Origin of the sequence: Nostoc sp. UIC 10630 (assembly GCF_010747425.1) — a bacterium.
In the GTDB taxonomy this organism is placed as follows: Bacteria; Cyanobacteriota; Cyanobacteriia; order Cyanobacteriales; family Nostocaceae; genus Nostoc.
The window spans coordinates 20,516-32,028 of the sequence record NZ_JAAGOG010000080.1 but is presented as its reverse complement, the minus strand read 5'-3'; the positions used below and the strand labels follow the sequence as shown (position 1 = coordinate 32,028).

General features: G+C 40.6%; 11 protein-coding genes. 6 read left to right on the top strand and 5 right to left on the bottom strand.

Annotation, left to right across the window (positions count from 1 at the left end; translation table 11 throughout):
- A partial coding sequence (locus G1O98_RS19145) for a serine/threonine-protein kinase (RefSeq protein WP_163930597.1) occupies window positions 1-1,303 on the bottom strand: 1,303 nt, incomplete at its 3' end.
- Window positions 1,304-1,464: 161 nt separating this feature from the next.
- Complete coding sequence (locus G1O98_RS19140; protein WP_163930603.1) at window positions 1,465-2,493, bottom strand: serine/threonine-protein kinase; 1,029 nt, start codon at window positions 2,491-2,493, stop codon at window positions 1,465-1,467.
- A gap of 175 nt (window positions 2,494-2,668) precedes the next feature.
- On the opposite strand from G1O98_RS19140, the gene G1O98_RS19135 reads away from it, so the two are divergent.
- From G1O98_RS19135 to G1O98_RS19110, 6 genes are all read left to right on the top strand, one after another.
- Window positions 2,669-2,920, top strand: coding sequence for a UPF0175 family protein (locus G1O98_RS19135; protein ID WP_163930595.1), 252 nt, complete (start codon window positions 2,669-2,671; stop codon window positions 2,918-2,920).
- The gene (locus G1O98_RS19130) at window positions 2,913-3,398 is read left to right on the top strand and encodes a DUF3368 domain-containing protein (protein ID WP_163930593.1); all 486 of its coding nucleotides are present in this window, start codon (window positions 2,913-2,915) and stop codon (window positions 3,396-3,398) included. Before G1O98_RS19135 ends, G1O98_RS19130 begins: the two co-directional genes overlap by 8 nt.
- Window positions 3,399-3,470: 72 nt before the next feature.
- Window positions 3,471-4,172: a Uma2 family endonuclease gene (locus tag G1O98_RS19125; protein ID WP_163930591.1), complete on the top strand. Its 702-nt coding sequence runs from the start codon at window positions 3,471-3,473 to the stop codon at window positions 4,170-4,172.
- A gap of 250 nt (window positions 4,173-4,422) precedes the next feature.
- Window positions 4,423-5,541: a DUF262 domain-containing protein gene (locus G1O98_RS19120; protein WP_163930589.1), complete on the top strand. Its 1,119-nt coding sequence runs from the start codon at window positions 4,423-4,425 to the stop codon at window positions 5,539-5,541.
- Window positions 5,538-6,653 carry a DUF3696 domain-containing protein gene (locus G1O98_RS19115; protein WP_163930587.1) on the top strand — a complete coding sequence of 372 codons (1,116 nt, stop codon included), beginning with the start codon at window positions 5,538-5,540 and terminating at the stop codon, window positions 6,651-6,653. Before G1O98_RS19120 ends, G1O98_RS19115 begins: the two co-directional genes overlap by 4 nt.
- Window positions 6,654-6,657: 4 nt before the next feature.
- The gene (locus G1O98_RS19110) at window positions 6,658-7,605 is read left to right on the top strand and encodes a hypothetical protein (RefSeq protein ID WP_163930585.1); all 948 of its coding nucleotides are present in this window, start codon (window positions 6,658-6,660) and stop codon (window positions 7,603-7,605) included.
- A 139-nt stretch (window positions 7,606-7,744) separates the two neighbouring features.
- Here the strand turns inward: G1O98_RS19110 and G1O98_RS19105 are convergent, their stop codons facing one another.
- The 3 genes from G1O98_RS19105 to G1O98_RS19095 form a co-directional block, all read right to left on the bottom strand.
- Window positions 7,745-8,602, bottom strand: coding sequence for an oxygenase MpaB family protein (locus tag G1O98_RS19105; RefSeq protein WP_163930583.1), 858 nt, complete (start codon window positions 8,600-8,602; stop codon window positions 7,745-7,747).
- Window positions 8,603-8,628: 26 nt separating this feature from the next.
- Window positions 8,629-9,759, bottom strand: a complete 1,131-nt coding sequence (locus G1O98_RS19100) for a CO2 hydration protein (protein WP_163930581.1) — start codon at window positions 9,757-9,759, stop codon at window positions 8,629-8,631.
- Window positions 9,760-9,920: 161 nt separating this feature from the next.
- Complete coding sequence (locus G1O98_RS19095) at window positions 9,921-11,426, bottom strand: NADH-quinone oxidoreductase subunit M (protein ID WP_163930579.1); 1,506 nt, start codon at window positions 11,424-11,426, stop codon at window positions 9,921-9,923.
- Window positions 11,427-11,513 lie beyond the last annotated feature (87 nt).

The following is an 11,513-nucleotide window of genomic DNA, read 5'->3' as shown; positions in this document are numbered from 1 at the left end:
CACCACGGCCTCCTCCGGAAGCGGTGGAGTGGGCGTGATTCCACTGATCGCCAAGGGACGCGGTGAAAACGACAGTGCGACTTTCAACTGCAACTACCTGTTTGGCATCCGTGCCTCTGACAATGTGCTGGCCGCCGACTTCGAGGAAGGCCCTGGCGGTGGCGATGTGGGTCTGAACCACCCGGTCACCGGGACCACACCCATCACCAGCACAAGCCACAGCCCAAGCCACAGCGACGGTCTCAGCCACAGTGCAAGCCCAAGCCCAAGTCACAGCCCAAAGTATATACGAAGCGTTAGACACTGCTAATAAGTACCCTATCAATAGGTAAATCAACAATATACTAACTAACCAGTCCCAGGGAATGATTTTAGGAAATTTAATAGCTGATTTACCTGGAATTGTCTGTGAATTTAGCTTGCCTTTAGAATAGACAACTTCTTCTCTATGAACTGGTTCAAGAGCTAGTGAAGCCATTGCTTTTGGCTTTTCTAACATTGCTAACCATACGTACATCGACTCAGGACGATCTTTTGCCTCCAGCGCCATCCCCTTAAGAATTGCTTGATTTAATTGCTCACTGATTTTTGGATTAATTTGTCTAGGCGGAGTCAGAGAACTATTGTCTAGCTTGCGAGCCAGAGAAGTTGTGGGAGGTTGACCTGTCACTCCATAATAAAGTGCGGCAGCCAGACAGTAAACATCGACCGTTGGCTCCCGACTGCCTCTAGTCATCTGCTCATAGGGTGCAAACCCATGATTACCCGCATTACTTGTTGAACTCAAAGTTTTAGGCACAAGTTCTTTGGCAATACCAAAATCAATCAGAACCGCTTTGCCATTACTTCGCAGCATGATGTTTCCAGGGTGAGCATCTCGGTGTACTAGCCCTGCTTGATGCACCACCATTAAAGCTTCACCAATTTGGCGGATACAGGGTACAATCTCTACTTCTGGTAACGCTCCCCTGCGTCTAACTACCTGAAACAAATTTTCTCCTGGTATAAAATCCATTACTAGACAGTGAATACTATTTTCCCTAAACAGGTCAATTACCCCTACGATATGAGGATGTGGGTGTTGAGACAAACGCGCTAGTGTCCGCCCTTCTTGGATAAATCGCTCTATATACTTTTCAAATTCTGGATCATGGCTGAGATATTCATTGGGTGTCTTGATGACAACTGTCCGGTTTAGCTCAATATGCAATGCTTTATAAGTAATCCCAAATCCACCCTGTCCAAGGACTTTATCAATTACATATTTGCCACCTTGTAATCGTTGTCCAGTTGTCCAAGGCATGAAAACCCCTAAATAATTCGTAATTCGTAATTTGGAATTTGTAATTAAAACAGTTTAAAAAAGCTGGATATAGATAGGTGTTTTCTATGACTTAAGTGTGTTTCATAAATAATACAGTTTTGCAGAATTTTGCACAACACACAATGCAAGTTGAGCTAAATCTACGGTGTTTTTGTAGATGATGGACTAGGAGACTGTGACGGTTGATTAGATGGGTTGAAAATAGGAATCCAAGAAGGTATGGCTGCAAGTAAGCTTACAAAAACTGCGATCGCAGCTATCACTACTCCCCAAACCTGAATTTTTCGCTCCCAATTTGAGTTAGTGTTAGAGGATACAGTTGAGACAGGCTGAGGAGTTTCCCCTGTTAACCCCAAAGAGTCGAGCCATTCTCGCATTGATTGAGGACGTTGCTTAAAATCTAGCTTCATCCCTGTTAAAATTGCGCGGTTGGTGCGATCGCTAATCTGAGGATTATGTTCTTTCGGAGCTACTAAACGAGCGTTATCTACCTTCCGTTTAAACGCATCTACTGGTGTTTTTCCAGTCAGAAGCACATAAAGAGTTGCCGCCAAAGAATAGATATCGCTATATGCCCCAGTTGGTTTAGTATGTTGAGCATAAAGCTCAGGTGGTGTAAATCCCTCAAAAGTTTCCTTGGTTCGATTTGTGGTTAAGATGTGGTCAAAATCCAGAGCTAAACCAAAATCGATTAGCACCGCTTCAGGTTGTCCTTCTCGCACTCGCAAAAAAATATTTCCTGGATGTACATCTCGATGAATCAATCGATTTTCATGCACAACTATTAAAGCTTCACCAATTTGCAGAATATAACGTAGTGCCTCTTGTTCAGAAAGAATTTGTTGGCGACGATCAGCTAAACTGACTCCATCTACATACTCCATTACCAAACACAAACGGTCTGCTTCCTCAAAGGAGTCTACAACCTCCACAATATACTTATGCTTACATTTCTGAAGCTTTAAAGCCTCCCGCAAAAACATTGTCTTTAGCCGTCCGCGCTCCGACTGGTTAAGGGAATTTAGTAAATCATCATTTAAAGTTTTAATGACTTGGCGATCGCCTTTCTTATTTTTTACTAAATAAGTAATACCAAACCGTCCCCTTCCCAATTCCTTTTCAATAGTATATTTGCCACCTTGCAACGGATCACCTGCTACCCAAGCCATCTTTGCAACTCCCAATATATTTGTATTAATCTTCACACAAGTAAATCTTGACAAGCTAAATTAGTTTTGAGAAAGAGAGCGATGTCTACGACGGGCTATGCCTACGCTTTTTTCTCCCACACCCTAAAATTGCTAAAGTGAATTCTAGAATAGGCTTTCACCCCGCATAACTTTTATGACTACTGTCACCTTAGAACTACCCGAAGAAATATTCTCTGCTCTGCGCCTGTCACCTAATGAGTTTGTCCGTGAATTGCGTTTGGCTGCGGCCATACACTGGTATGGACGTGGTGAAATTTCCCAAGAGAAAGCAGCTAATATCGCCGATTTAGATAGAACAGATTTTCTCTTGGCTCTATCCCGTGAACAAATCGATGCTTTTATTGTTGATTTTGATGACTTACAACGGGAATTAGAACGTGGCTGAACCACCTGTAATTAATGCTTCACCTTTAATTTTTTTATCTAGAGGTGGTTTCCTGGATTTGTTGCAGTTATTGGGTGAAGAGTTTTTAGTTCCATCAGCAGTAGCTGTTGAAATTCAGCAAAGAGGCGTACAAGACCCGACTGTTGTAGCACTTTCACAAACAAACTGGTTAACAGTTGTAGAAGCACCTTCAACTCCTGAGATTATCCAATCTTGGGATTTAGGCAAAGGCGAATCATCTGTTTTGACTTGGGCGTATACCCACCCTGGTACAGAAGCAATTATGGATGATCTTGCCGCTCGTAGATGTGCAGCAGTACTGGAGATTCCTGTACGAGGAACATTAGGTATAGTTTTGAGAGCAAAGCAACGCGGCAAAATAACAATGGCACGACCAGTTATAGAGAATTTACGTTCATCAGGAATGTATCTTTCTGACCGTGTGATCAATCAAGCACTGGCATTAGTCGGCAAGTAGTAAGCGATCGCCCCATCTCCCCTTCCACTGCTAAACTAAAAAACAACCCTTACATCCTGCAAAGGTAGTCTTATGACCTCTGCAACCGACCCATCCACCGCGCTGACCCCGTTTCCAGACCATACGCAGCTTCCTGAATCTGACGGTACTTTCGTGAAAAACTTTCAGGAACATCCCCAAAGCATTCTCCTAACGGACTCTATTAAACCGATATTGCAAAAACGTCACCCTGATGGGCAATACTGTATTGGTCAAGATAGCGGTATCTACTGGCGCATTACTGACCCTCCAGAAAAAGGCGCAGAAGCACCAGACTGGTTCTATGTAGGGAATGTACCACCTACTCTGGATGGACAAACGCGCAGGTCTTATGTATTATGGCGAGAGTTTATTGCTCCATTGATTGCATTAGAATTTGTCTCTGGTGATGGTAGTGAGGAGCGAGATAAAACTCCTTGGAAAGGGAAATTTTGGATTTATGAGCAGGTGATTCGTCCTCCCTTCTACGGCATTTATGAAGTGAATAAAGCCAGCGTAGAAGTTTATGAATTAATTGGTGGACAATATCAGTTATTAACAGCAAATGAACGCGGACATTATCCCATACATCCTTTAGGAGTTGAGTTAGGGATTTGGCAGGGACAATATTACAATATGGAATTACCTTGGCTACGCTGGTGGGATTTGCAAGGTAATTTGTTATTGACTGGTGAGGAAAGAGCCGATCGCTTAACTGCTCAATTGCGATCGCTAGGTATCGAACCAGAGGTTTAAGTATTTGGTTTAAGGGTGCGATCGCTCTGACGTTACCGGAGGCGATCGCGCCAATTTTCGATTTGCCTGGGGAAGGTAAACAAGTAATAAACTAGGTACATAGAGGCGCGAAATTTCGCGTCTTTGTCATTTGGGGAGATAGTAGGATTGAAGTACACCAGTTAAAAAGCCTCATTAGTTGATGTATCAACACGGAACATCACTAATAACTGAGTGAACAAACAAATGTTAAAACTAAGGAGTAAGCGCTGTGACAGATTTGAGTGACTATAATCCAGAATTAGCTGATGAAGAAACTTTAGAAGAAGAAGATCAAGAGGAAAAAGTTACTTTTCAGTATGATCCTGATAAAATTAACATTGTAACTAGGGAACCAACAATAGAGTTATTGCTTAAAAGAATCAATGAAGAAGCCCTTGATTTAGCACCTGATTTCCAACGTCATGCTGATATATGGAAAGAAGATGCCCAAAGCAGGCTTATAGAATCTATTATTATCCGCATCCCCATACCAGCATTTTATATAGATGCTACTAATGAAGATAAATGGTTAGTAGTCGATGGATTACAGCGTCTATTTGCACTCAAGCGCTTTATTCTTGATAAAAAACTCAAATTATCTGGATTAGAATATCTTACAAATTTGGAAGGTAAAACCTACGATGAAATTGATCGCAGATACCAACGCCGCCTTGAAGAAACTCAACTAACAGTATATTTGATTGAAAAAGGTACACCTCCAGAAATTAAATATAATATTTTTAAACGCATTAATACAGGAGGGCTTGCTTTATCTCCTCAAGAATTACGCCATGCTCTTAATCCTGGTAAGGGAACAAAGTTTTTAACTAAACTTGCTGCATATCCAAAATTTCAGCAGGTAGTAAAACTTGGAGATGACCGGATAATGCGTATGGATGATCGGGAATTTATACTAGGCTTCTTAGCCTTTACTTTGACTCATTATAAAGATTATGCCGACAACAGAGATACTTTTTTAACAAAAGCACTATCTAAGACAAATAAACTCTCTGAAACTGAGCTACATAACATTGAAAATAATTTTCAAAGAGCAATTCTAGCTAACTGGAACATCTTTGGTAAAGATGCATTTCGGAAAATATCTAATTTTCAGAAAAGAAAGTTTCCTATAAATAAAGCTCTATTTGAATCTTGGTCAGTACTTCTGAGTAAATTGAGTGATGATCAAATACAAGTTTTAGTAGATAAAAAACAAAAATTGATTAATATATTCAAGACATATATAGACAATGACAAATATTTTTTAGAATCTATATCTCAGGCTGCTGAGAAAGTACAGTATAGATTTAGTACTATAGAAAAAATAATTCAGGAAGTGCTTTCATGATTAGTTCTCTTCGCCTGATAAATTTCAAACGTTTTGATAATCAGTTCCTTGAATTTAGACCTTTAACACTAATTTCTGGTCTTAATAGCACTGGAAAATCTTCTGTACTTCAATCATTACTATTACTACGTCAATCATATCAACAGGGTTTATTGCCAAAAACTGGCTTGGCGCTAAATGGTGATTTAGTAAGTATTGGTACAGCACAGGATGCTCTTTGTGAAGGTGCAAAAGATAATTATATAAGTTTTGAGATTATCTCAGAAAAGTATGAATATATATGGAATTTCAATTACAACCCAGATAAAAAAGAAGAAGATGTCTTAAATGTCATTTTAGAACCAAATGACTCCGAAATTTTTAAATCAAATATTTTTAGTAAATATTTTCACTACCTTCAAGCAGAACGTATTGGGCCACGTTCATTTAATGAAATGTCTGATTATCAAGTTAGGCGACTTAGACAAATTGGTACTAAAGGAGAATATACAGCCCATTTTCTTTATATTTATGGAGATGAACCAATTTTTATCTCCAATCTCAGCTATCCAGAAGCAAAATCAATGAATCTGATAGATCAAGTGGAAGCATGGATGAGAGAGGTTAGTCCTGGTATACGTATCAAAATAGAAGCTAACTCAGCGATGGGTTTGGTGACTATAAAATATTTTTATGGAGATAGTAATCGTTATCGTGCAACCAACGTTGGTTTTGGGATTACTTACACTTTATCAATTATTGTAGCTATACTTTCATCTCCTCCTGGTACACTAATCCTAGTTGAAAACCCAGAGGCTCATCTCCATCCTAGAGGACAAGCGAAAATGGGAGAACTATTAGCGCTTGCCGCTAGTTGTAATATTCAGGTTGTAATAGAAACTCATAGCGATCATGTTTTAAACGGGATTCGTCTTGCTGTTCATGGCGGTATTATTCCCCCAGATTATGTCCAGTTGCATTACTTTCAGCAACAAGAAAAACAAGGACAAGCTTTGACAGAGGTAATATCACCACGAATTAATCGCAGTGGAAGAATTGACAAATGGCCAGATGGTTTCTTTGATGAATGGGATAAGAGTTTGGAAGTTTTATTAGAACCGGTGGGAGAATAAAACGGTGGATTTAGAAATCGTTTTTAATGAACTCTCCTTACACACTTATGCTTCTGATATTACTACAGCAAGACAATTGATGACAGAATTCATCAATACAATACTTTCAATCAAGCCTCCCAGTGGAAGCAAGAGAAAGCTTTACACTAAAAGCGATTTTAATTACTTAGAACTTGCACTAGATTATAGAGTAGTGCAGTGGCGTAACGATCCAGATGTAGATTTAGAAGCTCGAAGATTCCTTAAAACTCTTCAAGATAAAAACGATCTGCCTTTAGCAGATATTCTAGATCCGGGAATTGAGGTAAGTTATCAAGGACAACAAGCTATTGGACTTTATTATGCTTTTGTGTTTAATTCTCTTGCAGTGAGCCTAAAATCTGAACCACAGTGGGATTGCAGTAGCTTGCAGTTGCAGGTAATAACAGTAGATGAAGAGGAACAAGAAGAGCCATTAATTATCAGGTATGAAAATGTGTTACATGCCAGTTGTAGTAATCATGTGCAGGAACACTATGATTGGATTGACGGTTTTCAAGAGCGTATACGTCAAGGAGTTAGTGACGGCTTAGATTTATGGAACCGTAGAGGAGAATTATTCCCTTCTCTAGTCTTTTGCGAAAGTGTTAGCAAGCAGATACAAAGCCTTGGGAATGGTAGCTCAATGTTACGACAAATTGTGAGAAAGTTGTTTGAACTAGAAAACGGCTGTAAAACTTGGACTGATGGAGATTTTAATTTAGACATTCTTGCTAGTAAAGCTACTCCAGAAAGTGACTCTAGGCTTCAAAAGTTAGAGGATAAGTTAATCTTTAAGTGTCCTGATGATGTGTATCGCCTATTCAGTTTGCACTTAAGAATGACTGGTGCAGGAGCTTGGCGGCTTCATTTTTCTACAGAATTAGGGGCTGGCAAAATAATCATTGGGTATATCGGCCCAAAAATACAATAGATCAATCTTTAATCAGAAGAAGAAATTGATTTGAACCGAGTTTTGTAGAAAGACTGCGATCACTAGGTATCGAACCAGAAACCTAGTATGGCAAGAGTTACTGATAGATGCCAATCGCTTAAACAAGTTAACCGGAGCTTTACTGTTTAACGTTTTCCGATGGCCCCACATTTGCAATTTCATAGCCAGTAGGATAGCTGGGGATAGGAGAGTCAATATAAAAATTAGGGTGATTCCGAGGTGGAAATAACCGGATTAATCTGGCTCGGATTTTTAGTAGACTTACCATAGCCGATCGCAACAATGGCGAAGGATAGGGAAAACCAAAGGCATCAAGCATGGTGTCATCTAACAAAGCGTAGATACCTGGTTTGATAGTAGAACCCATCCACGAAGGAAACCAACTTAAAAATAAATCGCGTGTAGCTTCTCCAACTCGACGATTTGTATCTGAATAGCGAAAGTTTTGGCGTTCGTAGTCAAGGTTATAGCGCTCGAATTCTTCGTAGGTTTCAGGGATATTCTGAATCTGCATTTGCTTACCTACTTCTCGCCAGAAGTAAAAAGACGCTAATTTTTCTTGTTCGCACATCAGCCGCCAACCAAACTGCACATTCCAACGGATAGGCTCGAAAATGAAAGTTGAAAGTACATACAGAAAATCACCGTTGTCAATCTTGAAGCGTCCGTGGAGTGCATTCATGCGTTGCAGGGCTTGTTTGCCGCGATCGCTATCATAACCCCACTTAATCATCTCTCCAACAATTATTGACGTATCATCGTAGCGTTTTTGTGGACAATGAGTAAATTCTCCTGTCTGATTCAGCAATTTAGAGATACTAGGAACGCAATAAGTTCGCATCAAAGCAACTTCGAGCGATCGCGTCATATCCCAAGGAAACTCATAGCCATTCATCAAGTGATAAATCCGGCAATGATCTTGCACTGGATCGAGTTGCTGAATTAGATGAAGATTTTGATAGCGATTGAGAAGCATCTAAAATTTCTCTGTATTCAATTCAGTTATTTATTCACATCCAGCAACCGCGAAGTTTCTAAACGACTCATCCACTTTTCTAAATAAACTCGATTACCTTTTTCTTCATTTGGATCTTTAGTATCCAAAGGATAAGGCATCAGTCCCAAAATCGTTGCTGTTGTAACACAAAACATCGATTTTTGGAAACTCATGCAAATTTGTACCCGCAAATCATCTTCACCCCGAAGACTACGACGATAAATTTCGTGCAAATACTCTGGAAGATAATGACGCATATCTTGCATCAACAAGGTAGGAGGAATACCCGCGCCGCCGATGGGCAAAGGATCGGCGTACAATGCGCCATACTGAAATCGCGTTTGATCTGGCGGAATTTGATAACCTTGGGCGTTGTATGAAACTGTACCGTGGAAAGGAGTTCCCCGGAAGAATACTGCTTCTACATAAGGTATTGCTGTATCTGCTAAGAAAGTCAAACCAACGCTTTTAGGAATGATTTCATAGACTTCACCCCGAATTTTGACGGCGTAGGTAATTGGGTTTGATGCATTTGCCACTAACCCTGCTTTAATATGTTCTACAACTTCGGAAATCGATTTTATTTTGCCTTGGTCGTAGAGGTCTGATAAGCTGAGGAAGATATCAGCCATGACTCGCCAAAATTGACCTAAACCTGTGTAGTAAGCAGAGACACGCAATTGTTCTGTTAAGAAATCTGGAAACAGTTGGTTAATACCCAAAATTAAGGGATTATTTTTAAATTTTACGGCAATAACGGCTTGCGCTCTTTCTTTAAATTCTGTTGTATCTAAATATGTATCTAGTCCGCCGCCACCATGCCACATCATGGCTTTCATACAATATTCGGCATACTCAAAATTAATTCGATTATGCCACCAGTGGCGGAGTAATTTCTCAACAGAAACCTCTCCATTAAAGTATTTAAAAAATGGGAAAAATATTAAAAACTGATACTCGGCAATATAGTTAAGATTTTTTGAGTAGGCATCTAAAACTACACCATAGCTTTTAAGAATACCAACTACTTCTAATACATTGTCTGGACTATTGGGAAGTAATGCTTCTCCTTTTTGCAGCCGTTCAATATACTCAGCTAAGGGATTGTGAGCCGCTTTTTTTTTAATAGTTACCATTGCTATCTCTCCAAAAAGTATAGGGACTGGGTACTGGGTATTGGGTACTGGGTAGTGGGTACTGGTTACTGGGGATTAGACATTGGGTATTATGTATTCAGAAAAATCTTCCCTAGTCCCTAATTCCTAGTCCCCAGTCCCCAGTCTCCATTCCCTACTCCCTAATCCCCAGTCCCCATTGCTTTCTCCAAGGACACTGCTACTACTACATTTTGGCTATTCACCATTGCTGTAATTGTTGGTTCAGTCCAGCGTGCTAACCAAGCGGGTTGAATGCCGAAAATCACAATCAGCACAGCTAAAATTGCTGCTGGGGCGCGATCGCTCCAATACACACGTGGTAAGTTAGTAACTTGTGCAGACAAGCGGCCAAAAAAGGCGCGGTCGAGGAGTATTAGAAAGTAAACCGCAGTTAAGCCAGTACCAAGCATTGATAGTAAAGTTTGCACTGGAAAAACTGGGAAACTGCCCCGAAAAATGATGAATTCGGAAATAAACCCTACCATTCCTGGTATCCCAGCACTAGCCATAACTCCCAAAACCATTAGGCTACCAATTACAGGCATACCCCGTTCTGGGTTCAGCAATCCTTGGAGAACATCTAAATCTCGGCTTCCGGCTTTTTTATACACAACCCCTACCAGCAAAAACAGCATGGCGGAAATTAAGCCGTGGCTAATCATCTGCATTACAGCACCTAAAACGCTTAATGGTGTAGATGCCGCCGTCGCTAACAGCACATAGCCCATGTGTCCAATGGAACTGTATGCTACCATTTTTTTCATATCGGTTTGAGCGATCGCGCAGGATGCACCATACAATACACTTATCACTGCCCAAGTCGCTAACCAAGGAGCCACATAAGCCCAAGCTTCTGGTAACAAGTTCATACCAAACCGCAGTAAGCCGTAAGTTCCCAACTTCAACAACACCCCAGCCAACAACACGGAAATTGGTGTGGAAGCTTCAACGTGAGCATCTGGCAACCAAGTATGAAAGGGAACTAAGGGAATTTTAATCCCGAAACCGATCAAAATCCCCCCTAGCAGTAAAAGCTGTGTCGCTAAGGGTAAAGTCGTAGGGTTTAAGGTTGCTAGTGCAAAGCTAGAGGAACCACTCAGCCAAACCATGCCGAGGAAACTTGCCAAAATCAAGATTCCCGAAACGGCGGTATAAATAAGAAATTTTGTAGCCGCATAACCCCGCTTTTCCCCACCCCAAATAGCTATCAACAGATATAGCGGAATTAATTCTAATTCGTAAAACAGGAAAAATAACAGTAAATCCTGTGCCAGAAATGCTCCAGTCACCCCAGCGCTCAATAATAGGATCAAAGAGTAATAAAATTTCGGGCGCTGTAGAGATTCATCGCTACTGTAGATGGCAATAGAAGTTAGCAATCCATTCAAAACCAGCAGTGGCAAAGATAAACCATCAATTCCGAGGTTATAGTTTAAACCTAAGACATCTATCCAAGGTACAGACTCAGCAAACTGTTGAGTGATTTCCCCCGGATGGAATTGAATTGCTAGTACGATTGTCCACAAGAAAGCGATAATAGCAAAGACCAAAGCCACGCCACGGGCAAATTTACCATTGATACCAGAGGGCGAGAAACCAATTAAAGCTGCACCGATTAACGGCACTAGAATTAAAACACTAAGCATAAGCAGATATGGAATGGGGAATGGGGAATTGGGAATGGGAAAAAACTCTTACCCAATCACAAATGACAAATGACCAATGACAATATC

Bases quoted from the DNA above. Each gene is read 5' to 3' on its own strand.
- G1O98_RS19125 (WP_163930591.1), top strand. From the start codon at position 3,471: ATGACCTCTGCAACCGACCCATCCACCGCGCTGACCCCGTTTCCAGAC.
- G1O98_RS19135 (WP_163930595.1), top strand. From the start codon at position 2,669: ATGACTACTGTCACCTTAGAACTACCCGAAGAAATATTCTCTGCTCTG.
- G1O98_RS19100 (WP_163930581.1), bottom strand. From the start codon at position 9,759: ATGGTAACTATTAAAAAAAAAGCGGCTCACAATCCCTTAGCTGAGTAT.
- G1O98_RS19105 (WP_163930583.1), bottom strand. From the start codon at position 8,602: ATGCTTCTCAATCGCTATCAAAATCTTCATCTAATTCAGCAACTCGAT.
- G1O98_RS19095 (WP_163930579.1), bottom strand. From the start codon at position 11,426: ATGCTTAGTGTTTTAATTCTAGTGCCGTTAATCGGTGCAGCTTTAATT.
- G1O98_RS19115 (WP_163930587.1), top strand. From the start codon at position 5,538: ATGATTAGTTCTCTTCGCCTGATAAATTTCAAACGTTTTGATAATCAG.
- G1O98_RS19140 (WP_163930603.1), bottom strand. From the start codon at position 2,493: ATGGCTTGGGTAGCAGGTGATCCGTTGCAAGGTGGCAAATATACTATT.